The 16,930-nt window shown below is 53.0% G+C and carries 17 protein-coding genes; 3 read left to right on the top strand and 14 right to left on the bottom strand.

The features are described from left to right. Positions 1-10 precede the first annotated feature (10 nt). Positions 11-1,027: a LacI family DNA-binding transcriptional regulator gene (locus tag N24_RS01530; RefSeq protein ID WP_231910815.1), complete on the top strand. Its 1,017-nt coding sequence runs from the start codon at positions 11-13 to the stop codon at positions 1,025-1,027. Beyond that, positions 1,024-1,440 carry a GNAT family N-acetyltransferase gene (locus tag N24_RS01525; protein WP_096453712.1) on the top strand — a complete coding sequence of 139 codons (417 nt, stop codon included), beginning with the start codon at positions 1,024-1,026 and terminating at the stop codon, positions 1,438-1,440. Before N24_RS01530 ends, N24_RS01525 begins: the two co-directional genes overlap by 4 nt. Positions 1,441-1,548: 108 nt before the next feature. Here the strand turns inward: N24_RS01525 and N24_RS01520 are convergent, their stop codons facing one another. The 6 genes from N24_RS01520 to N24_RS01490 form a co-directional block, all read right to left on the bottom strand. Beyond that, positions 1,549-2,121: an O-methyltransferase gene (locus tag N24_RS01520; RefSeq protein ID WP_074506184.1), complete on the bottom strand. Its 573-nt coding sequence runs from the start codon at positions 2,119-2,121 to the stop codon at positions 1,549-1,551. A gap of 76 nt (positions 2,122-2,197) precedes the next feature. Then, positions 2,198-2,506 (bottom strand): winged helix-turn-helix domain-containing protein, encoded by a 309-nt coding sequence (locus N24_RS01515; protein WP_074506185.1) that lies wholly within the window; start codon positions 2,504-2,506, stop codon positions 2,198-2,200. A gap of 590 nt (positions 2,507-3,096) precedes the next feature. Next, positions 3,097-3,300 (bottom strand): cold-shock protein, encoded by a 204-nt coding sequence (locus N24_RS01505; protein ID WP_074506186.1) that lies wholly within the window; start codon positions 3,298-3,300, stop codon positions 3,097-3,099. An 852-nt stretch (positions 3,301-4,152) separates the two neighbouring features. Beyond that, complete coding sequence (locus tag N24_RS01500; RefSeq protein WP_096453710.1) at positions 4,153-4,584, bottom strand: hypothetical protein; 432 nt, start codon at positions 4,582-4,584, stop codon at positions 4,153-4,155. Positions 4,585-4,707: 123 nt separating this feature from the next. Continuing rightward, positions 4,708-5,721 carry a sugar phosphate isomerase/epimerase family protein gene (locus N24_RS01495; protein ID WP_096453708.1) on the bottom strand — a complete coding sequence of 338 codons (1,014 nt, stop codon included), beginning with the start codon at positions 5,719-5,721 and terminating at the stop codon, positions 4,708-4,710. 15 nt (positions 5,722-5,736) lie between these two features. Beyond that, the gene (locus tag N24_RS01490) at positions 5,737-6,966 is read right to left on the bottom strand and encodes a Gfo/Idh/MocA family protein (protein WP_096453706.1); all 1,230 of its coding nucleotides are present in this window, start codon (positions 6,964-6,966) and stop codon (positions 5,737-5,739) included. A 140-nt stretch (positions 6,967-7,106) separates the two neighbouring features. On the opposite strand from N24_RS01490, the gene N24_RS01485 reads away from it, so the two are divergent. Next, entirely contained in the window at positions 7,107-8,102 is a 996-nt protein-coding gene (locus tag N24_RS01485) for a LacI family DNA-binding transcriptional regulator (RefSeq protein ID WP_096453704.1), read from the top strand. A 43-nt stretch (positions 8,103-8,145) separates the two neighbouring features. On the opposite strand, the gene N24_RS01480 is transcribed toward N24_RS01485, so the two are convergent. The 8 genes from N24_RS01480 to iolB all read right to left on the bottom strand — a co-directional run bounded on the left by N24_RS01480 (position 8,146) and on the right by iolB (position 16,919). Then, a complete protein-coding gene (locus tag N24_RS01480; protein WP_096453702.1) occupies positions 8,146-8,604 on the bottom strand; it encodes a type II toxin-antitoxin system Phd/YefM family antitoxin in 459 nt (152 codons plus the stop codon). A gap of 84 nt (positions 8,605-8,688) precedes the next feature. Next, complete coding sequence (locus N24_RS01475; RefSeq protein ID WP_096453700.1) at positions 8,689-9,714, bottom strand: Gfo/Idh/MocA family oxidoreductase; 1,026 nt, start codon at positions 9,712-9,714, stop codon at positions 8,689-8,691. 28 nt (positions 9,715-9,742) lie between these two features. Then, the gene (locus N24_RS01470; RefSeq protein WP_167381985.1) at positions 9,743-11,104 is read right to left on the bottom strand and encodes an MFS transporter; all 1,362 of its coding nucleotides are present in this window, start codon (positions 11,102-11,104) and stop codon (positions 9,743-9,745) included. 96 nt (positions 11,105-11,200) lie between these two features. Next, positions 11,201-12,073 (bottom strand): sugar phosphate isomerase/epimerase family protein, encoded by an 873-nt coding sequence (locus N24_RS01465; protein WP_096453696.1) that lies wholly within the window; start codon positions 12,071-12,073, stop codon positions 11,201-11,203. 12 nt (positions 12,074-12,085) lie between these two features. Beyond that, the gene (locus tag N24_RS01460; RefSeq protein ID WP_096453694.1) at positions 12,086-13,099 is read right to left on the bottom strand and encodes a Gfo/Idh/MocA family protein; all 1,014 of its coding nucleotides are present in this window, start codon (positions 13,097-13,099) and stop codon (positions 12,086-12,088) included. A 30-nt stretch (positions 13,100-13,129) separates the two neighbouring features. Continuing rightward, on the bottom strand, positions 13,130-14,086 hold the full coding sequence (locus tag N24_RS01455) for a sugar phosphate isomerase/epimerase family protein (RefSeq protein WP_096453692.1): 957 nt from the start codon (positions 14,084-14,086) through the stop codon (positions 13,130-13,132). A gap of 27 nt (positions 14,087-14,113) precedes the next feature. Next, positions 14,114-16,027, bottom strand: coding sequence for a 3D-(3,5/4)-trihydroxycyclohexane-1,2-dione acylhydrolase (decyclizing) (iolD, locus tag N24_RS01450; RefSeq protein WP_096453690.1), 1,914 nt, complete (start codon positions 16,025-16,027; stop codon positions 14,114-14,116). A gap of 7 nt (positions 16,028-16,034) precedes the next feature. Beyond that, on the bottom strand, positions 16,035-16,919 hold the full coding sequence (iolB, locus tag N24_RS01445; RefSeq protein WP_096453688.1) for a 5-deoxy-glucuronate isomerase: 885 nt from the start codon (positions 16,917-16,919) through the stop codon (positions 16,035-16,037). Between the last annotated feature and the right edge of the window lie 11 nt (positions 16,920-16,930).

Raw genomic sequence — 16,930 nt, 5'->3', positions numbered from 1 at the left:
GCTTAACGGTGTGAATGTGAAGTTAACTGACGTCGCCCGTGAAGCTGGAGTAGGTTACGGTACTGCTTCTCGCGCCATTTCTGGACGAGGTTCCGTTGATGCAGCAACCCGTGACAAAGTACTCGCTGCCGCTGAAAAATTAGGCTACCGAACCAACGCCATGGCTCGTGCACTTCGAGAAAACAAAACCCGCACCGTTGGCCTGATCGTTCCCGACATTATCAATGAGTTCTACACCGAATCCGCCGCTGTCCTCCAAAATGAGTTAGACAAATCCGGATACCAGGTGGTTGTTTCCACAACGGGAAACGACGCAGACAAAGAACGTCGAGCAATTGAATCCATGCTCAACCGCCAGGTAGATGCAGTGGTGCATGTTCCAGTTAATCCCCAAGCCAAGTTCCCAAAAGGCTTCAAAGTGGTGGAGCTTAATCGCCGCAGCGACCTCGATCGTCCCACTGTAACTAGCGATGATGCCACTGGCTTGAAAGAGCTGGCGGTTCATATTTTGGATCAAGGTTATCGGGACATCGGCATCATCGTCGGACCTGCCGAGCTCAGCACCGCCCGCGACCGCAAATCAGGTTTCTTCAATGCTCTCGAATCCGAAGCCACACAGCGAGGAATTCGCGAAGAGCTGCGCTTCCGCGTTATTCACTCCCGTTATTCCCCCGCCGGTGGTTATGAAGCATTCACCGAATTCCGTAACGATCTCCCCGAAATCATCGTGCCCCTGAGTACGCAATTAACCCTAGGCGTCCTCAAAGCCACCCGAGAAAACAGCATTGAAATACCAAATGACCTGGCGCTTGCGTGTTATGGTGTCGCCGAATGGCTCGCCGTGTGGGGCCCTGGCATCACCGTTTTCGCGCCCGACCTCCCAGCCATGGGCGCGGCAGCTGCCACGCAGGTTTTAACGCTTCTCGACGCCTCCCCCCCTCCCCAACAACAACGTAAAGATTCCAGGGCAACTCATTGTCCGCGGGACAACCCCAAAGGTTTAAAGGGAGAGACGCACGATACATGAAAATTGAAATTTTCAGCCCTGCAGCTACGCGTTCTGCCGAGTTCGCTCACCTTCTATGGCTTGCTTCTGGATATTCTGCAGAAAAGCTCAAACACACCATTACGCATGAAATTTCCCAGATGGCCACCATCGGATTCCGTGATGGCACATTACCCATTGCTTTTGCGTCCTACATCCACGAACCCTCCCGCGCAGTGATTGAATACATTGCTGTAAAGGAAACCCACCAAGGTATGGGCTTGGGAAGTCAGCTTCTTAACGCAGTAGCAAAAACCCACCCGGAAATTTATTTAGAGACAGATGATGACGCGGTAGATTTTTATCGCAAACAGGGTTTCTCCATTGCACCGAAGGACCGAGATCCGCGCTGGCCAGATCGAGAACGCTACGCGTGCGTGTGGAGAAAGAACTAAACAGAGATTTCAGATCAACTGCACTTCATGCTCCCTGGACGGGCGAGGCACCTAGTTTTGTTTTTATATATATTTATCCAATCAAAATATGGTGTTAATCACTTCTGATTAATCCTGTTTAGCCACAATTAAAAGTCCCGCACCAATGGGAAGAACCAAGGATCGCAACCCCTGAGTTTGATCAATGATTTCCCTGAATTTGGCGACTTGATCCGCATGTGAAAGCACATTGTCAACAACCAATAAACCACCGCTGGCCAAAACTCGTTGCAGGTCAGACCACCAATTTACATAAAGGGATCGCTCTGCATCGAGAAAAATGAAATCCCATTGTTCATCGACGGAGTCTGCGAGTATTTCTGCTCCATCAGCAACAATCTGTACGACCTTATCTTCCACTCCAGCAGCACGAAGATTTTCTGCAGCATCCAAAGACCGCTCAGGATCATTGTCTACTGTTGTTAAATTCACGACATCTGCCATCCAAATAGTCGAGTAACCATTGGATGTGCCTAGTTCGAGTACTGACTTTGGACTAATTCCGTCGATGAGCGAGCGAAGTAGCGCAGCGCTTTCCGGTTCAAGGTTTCTCCTGCGATCAAGCCGATCCGATTGCTCTGCATCAAATTCCTGCCCCTCGGCATAAAGTTTGTCCAGAAAAGCTGCAAGATCAGGAGTCATAGAAGCTAAGAATACTCCTGGTTAAAGGGCAATTGTTGATATTTACAGGAAATCTCCGAAGCCTTCAGATACAAAGCTAGGTTGTTAAACCCCGTACCAACCGATCCAGCGCAGAAAGGTAACTTTGAAAAGCCTGCCGTCCATCGCGAGTTAAATTCAGATGAGTGATGGGTGTTCGTCCATCAAAAGCTTTGGTAATTTTCAAATAACCAGCTTGTTCAAGTATCGCAGCGTGTTTAGAAAGCAACGAGTAGCTTACGCCCAGCTCTTCACGAAGACTTTGGTAATCAGCGGAATCTACAGAATTTAACGCGGCCATCAACGCCAGACGAACAGGTGAATGAATGGTGTCATTCAAAGCGATTCGTGCTTCTTCGAGATTCACTTATTTCCTCTAACCACTAATTCCAAACCAACCAAAGCACCAGGAAGGCTTGCTCCCACTGCCACTGCTGTTGTAATTATCCACGATGTGTCATGAAATGTGGGAGCCGTCCAGAACCATCCACCAATCACTGCCACAACTACCGGTAAAATTCCTGCGCAGGTAAGACGCCATTTAAATCCCCGAGGATGAACCCGCCTAGTCTTCGCAAGCCCTCTGGATACCAAGATAATCAAGATAATAAATACGATTTGGGCGAGCATCCTTATGATCCCACCCCACTCCCACAAATGGGATTGAAAACTAACTGCAAGCAATACAGCAATTCCCATAGATTGAACTACAAGCAACCACCCCTCTGCTTGTGAAATATTCCTCGGATTTCCAGACTGCGCCAAGTGAGCAGTGTGCGTAAAACTTTCCATTCTTCCCGTCATAACATTAGTTCTAGATGCAATTTTACGAATTGTCAACAACTTAATGAATTGGAAAGAAAGACGAGTGAGCAATCTCGAGGAACACAATCCACCCATTAAAAAACCGCCCCATCCAAAAAGGACGAAGCGGAATTTTTAGCTAGCAGCTAGAGCTTAGAGAGCACGAACCTGCTGAGCCTGTGGGCCCTTGGCACCCTCGCCGACCTCAAATTCAACTGCCTGGTTTTCCTCAAGATTACGGAAACCGGAGCCCTGAATCTCAGAGTAGTGGACGAAGAGATCAGCGGAGCCATCGTTGGGAGCGATGAAACCAAATCCCTTTTCGCCGTTGAACCATTTCACAGTACCCTGTGCCATATTTGTACCTTTTCCTAATCAGGTGATGCTACGTTCGCCAGCATGATTCACCAGCGTCCGAGTCGTTGGAACTCCTCGTCAAACCATCTACCTTCACAGATGCTGCAGGGTAAAGGAAAACTAGGCGCTCACAGTTATATCTCTTATCAGCGCCTAAACACTGCGAATAGAAATCGCGACTAACGTCTAGTCTGCCATGAATCTGCGTTGATGGGAAACTTTCTTTTCAAAATTGGGGTGTAAAAGCAGACAATCCGGCACACTTCCTAACGCACTTATGTCGTTTTATCTCCCAGTATTGCAAGGTCAGCACACTTCACCACTCCTCACACACAATGTTTTTCCTGAGCCACAAGAAAATTGATGATCTGGTTGGGGCAATCTTCCAAAACCGGCATATACGACCAAATACATAGGATAATCAAAGATCCTTGGTCACCAGATCAAATATGTAGGCCCAAGAAACGTTATATATGACCAAAACTAAGTCCACTACAAGCGTCCTTGGTCTCCAAATAAAGAGCGACGAAAAACTGCTCAAAGGGCCCCGAAAAAGTGGCCTCTCAGAATCGCTTCTCACGGCCTTTAAGACGTCGAGTGATACAAGCACCCATTGGAAAAATTCAACGCCTTAAACAAGCGATAAACGCCATGGTTTCTTAAGTTCGAATTCACGATACCGAGTTCGCAACAGCAATACCGCAAGCTCAATTTCTCAACTCCAATTTCGTGCCGTTTTTGGCTGTTTCCCTAGCGGTATCGAAGGTGAGAAATCGAACTTCAGTGTGCAATCAATGCTCTGATCAGGTCGGAACTTGGGGACTAAGCAAAATGGTGAAAGTCAGGTTAGATTTAGTACCACTCCGAATTGCGATACAAGAAATCTTCAAGCCCAGGAGCTACCCACCCGACGGGGAGTGACCACATTTGAATCAGTTCAGGTACAAATTGTTTGCGCTCTTCGTCAAGTACAAGTGCAGCATAATCTTTTTCAAGTGTTGCTTCGATAAGGTTTTGGCCTGGGTAAACAAAGGAGAATTCGCCAGGTGTGGTTAGTGCGGTCAAAAATATCAGATGAACCAATTGCCCTTTGTGTATTGGTTCACGAGCGATAGTGGCCTTATCAATCTGATCCCACACTAGATGATGATTCTTCAACCTTCGTCCTTTGAGGAGCTTCTTGATATAAGCAAGCCCATCTGAACCATCTAATAGGCCGACGCAGCATTCATATTCTTCGCTATCTTCAGACACGGATAAGAGAAACAAATTGTTGGAATACATGCCTGAACCCCTGCCTTTTGTTAGATGCGCTCGATCGTATATGGAGTAGGAGGGGTGCGTCGATAAGCATCTTTTTAAAAGCGCAACCTGCCCCGCAAGCGTTGCGGGGCAGGCGTAGTTTTTTTAAGAAACCAGGGACTCTTCGAGTGCCTTGTTGGCCTCGATCAGCACCTTGGCGGCTTCGTTGACGCCTTCTTCGCGGCCGAGTGAAACATCCTCGTGTTCGATGTTGACCAGCATGTTTGGATCAACGCGGTGAAGTGCGCGGAGGAATTCGGTCCAGTAAGCAACGTCATGGCCGCGGCCCAGGGCGACGAAATCCCAAGCAGAGTTCTTTGGCCATTCATTCGCCCACTCATCACCGCCCAGGTTGGTGCGGTTTTCGGATGGGTCAAGGCGTCGGAAGCTGTTGTCCAATACGCCATTGAGCTGAGCCCATTCCTTATTAATACGGACATCTTTGGCGGCGGCGTGGAAAATGAGTTCGCCCAGGTGATCAATCACAGCGATTGGATCCATCTGCTGCCAGAACAGGTGTGATGCATCCAGTTCGACGCCCACGTGGGTGGCGCCGGTGAGTTCGATGAGCTTGTGCACGTCAGCGGAGTTGAACACGATGTTCTGCGGGTGCAGCTCAAGAGCCACTTTCACGCCGTGATCTGCGGCAAGGCGGTCAGTCTCGCGCCAGAAATCAGCTGCGATATCCCATTGGTAATCAAGAACATCCAAAGCTGCGGAGTTCCAAGCGTTGACAACCCAGTTGGTGTACTTCGCGCCGGGCTCGCCACCTGGCAGACCAGACATGGTGACCACACGGTTTTGGCCGAGGCGCTCTGCGAGGCGGATGGAACGTCGAATGTCTTCGGCATGCTTGTCCCCGATCGCCTTGTTGGGGTGAAGCGGGTTGCCGTTGCAGTTAAGGCCGTAGATGTCCACGCCGGTGCCTTCGAAAATCCCGAGGAATTCATCGCGGGCATCGTCGCTGACCAGGATGTCATCGATGGTCGGGATGTGGGTTGCAGGCAAAAATCCGCCGGTGTTCAGTTCAATTCCGGTGAGACCTGCAGCTTTGATGGCTGCGAGCGCTTCTGGCAGGGTGCGATCGTGGAAGATCGCGTTGTAGAGACCGAGTTTCATGGTGAGGCTTTCTTGTTAGTTTTGAACTGGTGCCAGGACTGGGACAGCAACGGTTGCGCCATCGGCTGCTGCGGACTGAGCTACGGCGTCAATGAGCTGCATGTTGTGCAGTCCTTCTTCCAGAGTTGCGCAGCGTGGCAGGCTTTCCTCTTCAGGAATTCCGGCGATTTCTTCGAGGAATGCACGTGCCTGGAAAACGAAGCCTTCGTTTTGGCCAATTCCCACGCCTGGTGCATCCATTGCAAGGCCGCCGCGCCAGTATGGGTGCTTTGGTCCGATGGTGATGGTGCGGTAGCCGGCTTCTTGGCTGATGTCACCGGAGGTTGCTGGGGTGAAGATTTTGAATTCGCCTGAGTTGCGGAAATCAAAGAGGACGGAGCCCTTTTCGCAGAACACTTCAAAACCTAGGGTGTTTGGGTGTCCCTGGGAAATGCGGCTGACCTGGAGGGTTGCGGTTCCGCCGCCGATGAAGGATCCGGAGAATGATGCAATGTCATCATTTTCCACTGCTTCGTATTCATCGGAAACTGCGCCGCCTTCGTGGCCGACAATCGCGCCGAGTGGCTTGGGGCGCTCGGTGATCACGGTGGACAACTGGCCACCACGAACGTCAGCGAAGTCAGATCCTGCAACGAATTCTGCCAGGTAGGTGAGGTGGCTTCCCACATCTGCCAGTGCGCCGGAGCCGTTTGGCCCCTTGTAACGCCAGCTGATTGGTGCCTGTGCATTGGATCCGTAGTCGGTCCAGTAGTGGCCGGTGACGTGTAGAACCTTGCCAAGCTCGCCGGACTGCACGAGATCACGGATGTGTGCCACGCCTGGGGAACGGCGGTAGGTCAGTCCGATGCGGGCGATGGTGCCATTTATTGCTGCACGGCCGGCTGCCTCAATCATGGCTTCTGCGTCTTCGATGTTGTCTGACAAAGGCTTCTCGCACAGCACATGCTTGCCGGATGCCAGGAGCGCTTCCACGATTTCGCGGTGCAGGAAGTTAGCCACCACGACGCTGACAACATCGATGTCATCGGCCTCAACGATCGCCTGCCAAGAGGTATCAAAGCGCTCAAAGCCAAAGCGTGCTGCGGTTTCTTCAGCTAGCTGCACGTTGGCATCCGCGATGGAAACCAGACGGATGTTGGGCAAAGTGGTGGAGTAGATGCTGGATGCGGTGCGGTAACCCGCTGCGTGTGCTTTACCTGCCATGCCTGCACCAATGACAGCTACGCGAAGTTCTTGCTGAGTCACTATGACCTCCTCGAGAAAAGATGATGTGTTGTTAGACCATGTGGATCCGGTACTGTGATCCACTACGCAATTGGAGCGCTCCAACTCAAGTTATATTTGTTTAAATGTCCTGTCAATAGTTCAAGAGAAAATCGCAGAAAATGAGCACATCCCGCCCCACAATTTATGACGTTGCCAAAGCCGCAGGCGTCTCCAAATCATTAGTTTCTCTCGTGCTTCGCGGCTCCACCAACGTGAGCAAAGAATCCGAAGCCGCGGTCAAGACCGCGATAAAAAAGCTCAACTACCAGCCAAATCGCGCCGCATCAGACCTTGCGGCCAAGCGCACGCAGCTCATTGCAGTGCTTATCGACGACTACTCCAACCCCTGGTTCATCGACCTGATTCAAAGCCTCAGCGACGTACTCACCCCCAAGGGGTACCGGCTTTCAGTCATCGACTCTTTAACCTCTCAAGCAGGCACCGATCCCCTCACCAGTGCGCTATCGATGCGCCCCGATGGAATCATCATCGCCCAAGACATTCCCGATTTCACTGTCCCCGATTCTCTACCCCCATTTGTCATCGCAGGCACCAGAATCACGCAAGCCAGCACCCATTATTCAGTGGCCAACGATGACTTCCTCGGCGCAGAATTAGCCACAAAACACCTCATCGATCTTGGACACACCCACATCGCACACCTGCGCGTGGGAAGTGGCGCTGGCTTACGACGCTTTGAAAGCTTCGAGGCAACCATGCGTGCACACGGCCTGGAACCATTGTCTAACGATTACCTTGGACCAGCTGTAGAGCACGCCGGGTACACCGAAACCCTCTCACTTCTTAAAGAACACCCCGAGGTCACCGCCATTTTCTCCTCAAACGACATCACTGCCATCGGAGCACTCGGCGCCGCCCGTGAACTAGGTTTACGCGTACCTGAAGATCTATCAATAATCGGATATGACAACACTCCCCTCGCCCAAACCCGATTAATCAACCTCACCACCATCGATGACAACAGCATCGGCGTCGGTTACAACGCCGCTTTATTGTTGCTGAGCATGCTTGATCCTCAGGCACCCCACCCGGAGATCATGCATACGTTGCAGCCCTCGCTGATTGAAAGGGGTACGTGTGCGCCACTTAGATAACTGGCTTTGACGTCGTCTTACGTGGCCTACAGCGGTGTCGTGCTTAGGGACGCGCCACCAGATGTGGCTCGCTGTACCACTCCAAATCAGTGTTACCCAATCCAGTGGCAACAGCTGCTGCCGTTTCTTTCCACGAGGCCAATTCAGCAAGAGCAAGGTGAGGTTGTTCAGTTGCAAACGACGCTCGTGCAGCATCAAGAATCTCACGGGCGCACGCCTCACGATCTGCCACTGACAGGGCCAGCATCCAAGGAAAAACCTTAGCCATACGCTCAGCTAATGTGCCGTGATCATCGGTGACCACAGAAATTAACTGCGCAGCCAACTCCAGCAGGTGGGATTGCCTGTCAGCTTCGCACTGGGACATCAATACCAGTGCTTCGCCGTCACGACGTGTCACAATAATGGGATGCTCTTCAGCCTCGGCAAAAACTTCAGCAGGGTGTTTACTCAACTCTGAGGAACTCCGGGTCCAATAGCGCAGATCAGCTGGCATGCTCATATCCCCCACCATATTTGGAACGTATTCGGAAGTACAGGATGGGATGGTACCTAGTTGTCGCCCATCACTTCGCAGCTCCACCCCTTAGCTCAATTCAATGGTGCGCTTTTCCGCAGCGCTCTGGGCTACAGCATCCAACACCTTGAGCACTGCAACACCTTCACGTGCAGGCACCGGTCCTGCACCACCATTTTCCACGGCCAAGGCAAAGGCATCGTAAAAGCGGGTGTAATCACCTTGTGCTGAAGGAATTACCTTTGAGCCTTCATCAGTAACCAAGGTGCCCCACCGCTCCTTCGATTCATATCCCCAGTGCTCACGGTCATTGATGGGTCGAAGTCCCTGCTTGATCGCCACGGTCTGCACGTCGGTGTAGTTGGACACATAGGAGCCGCGCTCGCCTACCAGGCGAATTTCCCAGGACTCCAAACGGTCAATCTTGCTGGCAGAAATGTTGGATACAGCACCGGATTCGTGCTCCAAAGAGATGCGGAACCTTGCGTTGGTTGGACCTTCTGGAAGATCAATGGATCCAAGGTGAGCGGTCACAGAGGTGGCCGGCCCCATGAGAACCAAAGCCTGATCCACCACGTGTGAACCCAGATCACGCAGCAATCCACCTTCAGGGCCTGCTTCCAAAGATTCTGGTTCAATCAGGTCCAGGCGTAGGTCCAGTCCACGCATCGCGCCGAGTTCTTCTTGGATCCCCAGTGCTGTGACGATGTGGGTGTCGTTGCGCCTGTTGTGGAAAACGTTGAGCAGTACTCCAGCCTTTTCGGCGGCTTCAACAAGTTCCATGGCGTCTGCAGCTGTGGGTGCAAAAGGTTTATCTGCCACCACTGCCACACCTGCGTTGATCGCTTCCAGCACTAGATCCCGGCGCGTGGCAGGTGGCGTGGAGATCACCACGGCATCTACACCGAGCTCGAGGAGTTCTGTCAGCGATCCCACTGTGACTACGTCTGGAAGATCTTCGGCAACGGCTGCTTTGGTGCTTTCGGAACGAGCAACTACACCTACCAGCTCGCAGTGTTCTGAGGCTTGGATGTAAGGGGTGTGAAAGAGCCTGCCACCAACACCGTAGCCAACGAGTCCGATTCGGATTGTCATGATTTTTGTACCTTTCAAAGGTGGATTTCTAAGAGGAGGAAAAGGCTCGGGCACCGCCGTCGCGAGGCAAAGATAGTGCGCCGATTAAAGGAATGAGGAACAACGCTGCTGCCAGGGGGAATGCCCAGTTGGCAGTGGGTGACAGGGACATCGCGATAACTGCCACGGCGATGCCTAAAGACATACCAAGTTGGTGCAGGGTTGCTGATAACACGTTGGCGTTGCTGGTTTGCTCGGGTGGGATATCAACAAATTGCAAGGTGTTGTAGGCGCTGAAACCTAGGGATCTTAATGCGCCTGAAACAAAGAGCAGCAGCGCAATGAGCACGAGTGAAGTATCTGCGCTGACAAACAAAAATGATGCCAATACCAGGCCACCAGCTGCGTTAGAAAAGACCAGCACTGGTTTGAAATTCCAGCGTTTAATGATCGGTGTGGTGAAAGGTTTGATCGCCACATTTCCTGCGAATAGTGCGACCACCATGGCACCCGCTAATGTTGCAGACCACCCAAGCGCCACCTGGAAGAGCAGAGTGAACATGAATGGTGCTGCTGTAATCACTAATCGGTAGACACTTCCGGAGGAATTACCCACCCGGAAGCCTGGGATGCGCATGATGCTGAGATCAAAAAGCCTGCCTGGGACTCGTAGCCAGCGCACCATAAAAACGCAGACCACGGCGGCACTTAAGACGAGGCATGCAGCGACAGTAAGCTCTGCCGAACTTCCCCTAGAAATTAACTCCGCAGCCACAGTCAGCGCCACCATCACCAGCATTGCGCCGAGGAAACCTGGGAGATCAAATCGTTTCACATTCACGGCAGTGTTCTTAGGCAGGATGAATAGTCCGGCAACGATCGCGATGATTCCCAAGGGAACGTTGAGGAGGAAGATCCATCGCCAACCAATGGTGTCTGCAAGAAGACCTCCCAGAAGTGGGGCGATCACTGGGGCAACCAGAGCTGGCCAGGTTAAAAACGCAATGGCATCAAGGAGATCTTTGGGGTCAGTTCCCCGGATTACTGCTAATCGGCCGACTGGGACAAGTAGTGCACCACCAAGACCTTGGATAACGCGAGCACCGGTAAGCACAGTCAGCCCCGGCGCGACCGCGCACACCAAAGAGGCGACAGTAAAAACAGTCAGAGCCAGCAACAACACTTTACGCACCCCGAATCGGTCCGCCAGCCACCCTGCTGCCGGAATACCAGCTGCTGCAGCTGCCAGGTAGGCAACCAGAGCAATGCTGACATCTACTGCATCAATGCCGAAGTCACGGGCAATGGCTGGGACGGCGGTGGTCAAGATGGTGCCGTCGAGAATTTCGAGGAATAGTGCTCCCGCGGCAAGCAGCGCAATGGGAACGCTAAAGGATCGATCATTGCGCATGGCTTCAATCTCCAATCACGATTAAAAGGGTGAAAGACGGTTTCTCATCCTTAAAATCTAAAGATAAGAAACCGTCTTTGTAGCTTCGAGATAACTCTATGCGTTGTCGATGAGTGAGCGGATTTTCTCCAGCTGGTAGCGGGATACTTCTTCTGCTGCTTCATCTTCTGCAAACACGTTGGAGACCAACAGTGCGTCTTCGCGGTCAAGGTAACCGGTGGAACGCAGCAGTGAGAAGATCTCTTCGAAGTTCACATCGCCATCACCGATTTTCAGGTGCTGGTGCACACGCACTGCATTGCCTGGAGGGTTGGTGATGTAGCGCAGGCCATGGGAGCGATGATGATCAAAAGTATCCGACAGGTAGACAGCACCGAGACGATCGCCTACTGCTGGCAGGATTGCCTCAGCCTGATCACCCATGTGGAATGAGTGGGGTGCCACGTAGACAAAGCCCACCTGTTTGGAGTTCAGTCCACGGATGACTCGCCATGCTTCAATTCCGTTTTCTACGAAATCATCAGGGTGTGGGTCGATATTGAACTTGATGCCCTCTTTTTCCAGGATGGGAAGTAGTTCCTCCATGGAGCGGTAGAAGGCGTCTTCAGAGTCCTCAGAGCGTTCTGGGCGTCCAGAAAACTCAGTGTTGAGGGTGTCTACTTCCAGATCAACAGCCAACTGGATGATGCGCTTGATGTTGCGTACTGCTGCAACACGTTGGGTTTCATCTGGCCAGGAAATACGCTGCACTGGCAACAGCGCAGGGATGGTGACTCCGGCATCTTTGGCGCGCTTTTTCAGTGCTGCCACAAGATCATCGTCTGCTTTGGGGTGGCGGAAGAAAGGACCGAAATCTACATGAGGGGTTAGCTGCATGTATTCATATCCCAATCGTGCGGTGACGTCGGGGAAATCCAACAGATCGTAATCATGGTGGAAAGGTGTTGGATCAAGGGCAATACGAACCACGTTCAAAACTCCTTAAGCGTAGAACTCTGGGCGAGGTGCTGCATCAACTGGGATAACGCCGCCCTCTAGGGCTTTCACACCGGCTTCACAAGACAGTGCAACCAGGTAACCATCCCATGCATTAGGGCCTGCTACCAGGGTGCCTTCGTGGACTGCGTCGACCCAGCTTTGGATCTGACGGTCATAAGCGGTGGCGAAACGGGTGGTGAAGTCCTCATGGTCCTTCACAAAGAACTCACCGTCGCGCCAGCGCTGCATTCCGGATGGCTGGCCGATGCGGGCAAGTCCCTTTTCAAAGACCGCTTCGGTTGCTACCTGGTATCCGAATTGAATGTTTACGTTCATCTCTACGTCGACAAGCACGCCGTTTTCCAGCTCCATGATCACCAGGATTGGTTCCTTGAGGCCGGAGTGCGCCAGTGAGGAGGTCTTTGGGTACTTCACTTCGACGGATACAACGCGGGAGCCTGCGAGCCATGGGATGACATCGAATTCGTGGACTACGGAGTCGGTGATCAGCATGGACTGGGTGTAGCTCTCACCAACACTTGGGTTGCGGTGCAGGCCGCGGAGCATGAGCAGTTCGCCAGCTTCGCCGGATTCCACCAGTTTGCGCAGGTTGTTGTACTCAGGGTCGAAGCGACGCATGAAACCAACCTGGATGTGTGGCTTATCCAGCTTCTGCTCCAGCTCGACGATGCGCAGTGAGGACTCAGAGTCTGGGGTCAGTGGCTTTTCACACAGGATGGGAAGGCCTGCTTCCAGTGCTGGAATAAGTACTGGCTCGTGGAACTGGCCTGGTACCGCGATGAGCACTGCGTCAACAGCATCAGCTGCGATGGCATCTTCAATGCGGGTGAAAGCCTGTGCACCTGGTGCGTTTTCTGCAGCTGCGGCGGCACGGGCTGCGTCTGGTTCGATGATGGCGGAGATGTGAGCACCAGAGGTGCGGTTGTTGATGCGATCGATGTGGTCAGCGCCCATGGCTCCTGCACCGACAACTCCAACGCGAAGGCTCTTGGTCATAATTTTTGTACTCCTTGAAGATAAGTGTGATTAGTTGACGCGTGCGAAGTGGGTGCAGCCGAAGATGTGCTTGCGGGTGCGCTCAGCGATTGGGAATGGGTAATCGATGTCGCAGCCGTACATGTCTTGTTCCACGATGGCGAAGATCTCGGAGTCGATCTTGGATACGGCTTCGATGATTGGGGCCAAGTCTGGGACACCGTGTGGTGGTTCGATCATGATGCCTTGGGCTACGGCTTCAGCAAATGGAGTGTCGTTCTTCAGTACGTCGAAAAGCAAAGTCGGATCGACCTGCTTGAGGTGCAGGTAGCCGATGCGCTCTGGGTGCTGTTCAATCAGCTTGACGTTGTCGCCGCCGTAGTAGGCAAAGTGACCGGTGTCGAGGCAGAGGTTGGTGTAGCGAGGATCGGTTTCTTCCAGGAAGCGCAGTACTTCGCGGGTGGTGCCGATGTGGCTGTCAGCGTGGGAGTGGAATTGCTGCTTCATGCCGAATTCTTCCAGCAGCGCCTTGCCCAGGCGGTCATGTCCTGCTGCAAGCTTTGCCCACTTCTCATCATCAAGGGTGCGGGCTTCTAGTACTTCGCTAGTGGCATCGGAACGCCACAGGTCAGGGATGACAACGAGGTGCTCAGCGCCCAGCTTGGAGGCAAGACCTGCAACGTCAAGAGCCTGATCCCAGGCGCGCTTCCACTGCTCTTCACCCTTGTGGAATCCGGTGAACACGGTGCCAGCGGACAGCTTCAGGCCGCGCTTGCCCAGTTCATCTTCAAGCTGGTTGGCATCGGTTGGCAGGTAGCCGTAGGGGCCAAGCTCAATCCAGGTGTAGCCGGCTTTGACAACCTCATCCAAGAAGCGGTCCCAAGGGATCTGCTTTGGGTCCTCTGGGAACCACACGCCCCAGGAGTCAGGGGCGGTGCCGATGCGCAGGCCTGGGTTTTCGCCGGCTACGGTTGCGGCTTTGCTTGATGCAGGTACAGAAGTGGTCATGGTGTTTCTCCTTAAATACGTTCAGGTTTAGCCAAGCAGCGGACGCTGGCGGGCTTGGTTTTTCAGGTAATCTTCACGAGCTTCGTTGGTGCTGTCCAAAGTGGAGGTCTCAGATACCGGCACATCCCACCAACCGGCACCATCTGGTGCGTAGATCAACGGATCGCTGTTGATGTGGATGAAGGTGGATTTCTCCGATGCCTTCGCCGTTGCCATCGCGGCTTTAAGATCCTCGATCGCGTTCGCGCTTGGTTCTACTTCAATGACATCCATGCCGTAGCTGCGTGCATTCATCGCCAGGTCAACAGGCAGAATCTGCTCGCCCTGGAAGTTTTTCGCCTCAGCGTCATATTCGCGGTACCAGGTACCAAAACGCTGCGATCCAACAGTTTCAGATAGGTGCCCGATGGAGGCATAACCATGGTTTTGGATGAGCACCACAATCACCTTGATGCCCTCTGCCACCGCGGTGACCAGCTCAGTGTTGAGCATGAGGTAGGAGCCATCACCAACCATGATCACCACGTCGCGGTCATCGCCTGCCGCATCAAGGCCACGCTTCGCGCCGATACCGCCCGCGATTTCATAGCCCATGCACGAGAACGCATATTCCACGTGGTAGCCCAGCGCATCGCGCACACGCCACAGCTTGTGCAGGTCACCAGGCAAGGATCCTGCCGCCTGCACAATGACGTCTTTTTCGCTTGTCGACGCCTGCACCGCGCCAATGATCTCCGGCTGCCCAGGCAGCTCAAGACCGGAGGGCGCAAAAGACTTATCTACTTCTGCATCCCACGCAGCCTTTTCCTTCGCAATGCGCTGCGCGTAATCCTCTGCCACGGTGAACCCCTGCAAAGCTTCAGCAAGCTCCACAATCGCCTCACGTGCATCTGCAATCACAGGCAACTGAGTGCCGTGCTTATAGGCATCAAAGGACGCGATATTGATGTTGATGAAGGTGACATCAGGGTTTTGGAATGCAGTACGAGACGCAGTGGTGAAATCGCTGTAACGAGTACCGATACCGATAATCACATCAGCATCACCAGCAATGCGGTTAGCAGCCAACGTTCCGGTCGCACCCACACCACCTAAGTTTTGTGCATGATCCCACGCCAACACGCCACCACCAGCTTGAGAGGTACCCACTGGAATGCCAGTCTGCTCCACCAACGCCTGCAGCTGAGTTTCCGCATCTGAGTACAACACTCCGCCACCAGCAATAATCATCGGGTTCTTGGCGTTTTTAATCACCTCAACAGCACGAGCCAACGCAGCACGCTCTGGGCGTGGACGCCTAATGTGCCACTCCCGATCCTGCAAGAACTCCACTGGTACATCCAGCATCTCAGCCTGCACATCTTCTGGAAGTGCAATGGTCACCGCACCGGTTTCCGCTGGATCAGTAAGCACACGCATCGCAGCCAACGCAATAGAGAACAACTGCTCAGGGCGCTGCACACGATCAAAGAACTTAGATACAGGGCGGAAAGCATCGTTTACAGTCAGCCCAATATCCCATGGCTGCTCCAACTGCTGCAGCACGGGATCTGCCACGCGGGTGGCAAAAGTATCACTGGGCAGCAACAATGCTGGCAAACGGTTGGTGGTGGCAAGTGCCGCACCGGTAATCAGGTTGGTCGCGCCGGGACCAACAGATGCGGCAGATGCGTAGGTGCCACGACGGCGGTGCATGCGTGCATATCCCACCGACTGGTGCACCATTGCCTGCTCATTACGAGCCTGGTAGTACGGCATGAGATCGGGCTCTTCAACGTTGTATTGCTTGAGTGCCTGACCAATGCCAGCAACGTTTCCGTGCCCAAAGATTCCGAACATGCCCGGAATGGTGCGCTCGCGGATATCGCCATCGACAGTCCACTGGTGACCAAGGAATTCAACCAGTGCCTGGCTAACTGTCATTCTCTTTGTTGCAGCCATAAATTCTTTATCCCTCCTTGCGTTCATATGGCAAGCGATCATCAAAAGCTTGCCCAGTCCATGTGTCTCGAACCCAGGCGTGTGCTGGGTCATCATTAATCAGCCAGATTCGTTCTGGATCAGGTCCTGCCATGACGTTGAGGTAGTACAAGTCATAGCCAGGTGCTGCCACAGCAGGGCCGTGATAGCCATAAGGAACTAACGCGATATCGCCGCTGTACACCATGGCGTTGATATCGATCTCCCCCGCTGGTGAGGAGTAGGTAGAAAACATTCCAAACGCACCGTCTGCTGCATCTTCTCTGCCACCAACTCGAGATGGTGCGCTTTCGAAGTAGTAGATCTCTTCCAGCTTGGACTCATGTCCTGGAATGTGCTCATCATGCTTGTGAGGTGGATAAGAGCTCCAGTTTTCACCTGGGGTGATTACTTCACACACAATAAGCCGTGCAGCATCGAGTGCTTCTGGGGTGCCAAAGTTGTGGACTTGTCGGCTTGAGCGGCCAGCTCCACGCAACTCCACAGGAGTTTCTGCCGGAGCGATGTACTTCCACTCCTTGGGTTCTTTTGTTGGAGCTTCCGCCACTGCGACTCGTCCCTGCCCGCTGATCGACGCTGTCGATCCAGTGGGAAGGTAGAGCACATCGGTTGGTCCATCAAAGACTGACTTTCTACCGTGAAGATGAGTCACATAGGTCTGATGAGTGATATCAAAACTTCCCTGAAGTGGGATGAAGATGCGTTCTACACCTGTTTCATTCAGCTCAAGTGTTTGACCATCTTCTAGCTCTGCGATGCGGATGCCGGTGTACTCCCACCCTGGGGTGGTTGCATCTACAACGCTTTGCCAACCATCTCTGGCCAGTTCGCCCTTCTTATGGAACCAACGCATAATCCTGTGCT

The organism is Corynebacterium suranareeae, assembly GCF_002355155.1.
Lineage (GTDB): Bacteria > Actinomycetota > Actinomycetes > Mycobacteriales > Mycobacteriaceae > Corynebacterium > Corynebacterium suranareeae.
The sequence above is the reverse complement of the archived record's forward strand: the minus strand, read 5'-3'. Positions and strand labels throughout refer to the sequence as shown.

Coding starts and splice junctions, on each gene's coding strand:
- N24_RS01525 (WP_096453712.1), top strand. CDS start 1,024: ATGAAAATTGAAATTTTCAGCCCTGCAGCTACGCGTTCTGCCGAGTTC.
- N24_RS01520 (WP_074506184.1), bottom strand. CDS start 2,121: ATGACTCCTGATCTTGCAGCTTTTCTGGACAAACTTTATGCCGAGGGG.
- N24_RS01505 (WP_074506186.1), bottom strand. CDS start 3,300: ATGGCACAGGGTACTGTGAAATGGTTCAACGGCGAAAAGGGATTTGGT.
- N24_RS01500 (WP_096453710.1), bottom strand. CDS start 4,584: ATGTATTCCAACAATTTGTTTCTCTTATCCGTGTCTGAAGATAGCGAA.
- N24_RS01495 (WP_096453708.1), bottom strand. CDS start 5,721: ATGAAACTCGGTCTCTACAACGCGATCTTCCACGATCGCACCCTGCCA.
- N24_RS01485 (WP_096453704.1), top strand. CDS start 7,107: ATGAGCACATCCCGCCCCACAATTTATGACGTTGCCAAAGCCGCAGGC.
- N24_RS01480 (WP_096453702.1), bottom strand. CDS start 8,604: ATGAGCATGCCAGCTGATCTGCGCTATTGGACCCGGAGTTCCTCAGAG.
- N24_RS01475 (WP_096453700.1), bottom strand. CDS start 9,714: ATGACAATCCGAATCGGACTCGTTGGCTACGGTGTTGGTGGCAGGCTC.
- N24_RS01470 (WP_167381985.1), bottom strand. CDS start 11,104: ATGCGCAATGATCGATCCTTTAGCGTTCCCATTGCGCTGCTTGCCGCG.
- N24_RS01460 (WP_096453694.1), bottom strand. CDS start 13,099: ATGACCAAGAGCCTTCGCGTTGGAGTTGTCGGTGCAGGAGCCATGGGC.
- N24_RS01455 (WP_096453692.1), bottom strand. CDS start 14,086: ATGACCACTTCTGTACCTGCATCAAGCAAAGCCGCAACCGTAGCCGGC.
- iolD (WP_096453690.1), bottom strand. CDS start 16,027: ATGGCTGCAACAAAGAGAATGACAGTTAGCCAGGCACTGGTTGAATTC.
- iolB (WP_096453688.1), bottom strand. CDS start 16,919: ATGCGTTGGTTCCATAAGAAGGGCGAACTGGCCAGAGATGGTTGGCAA.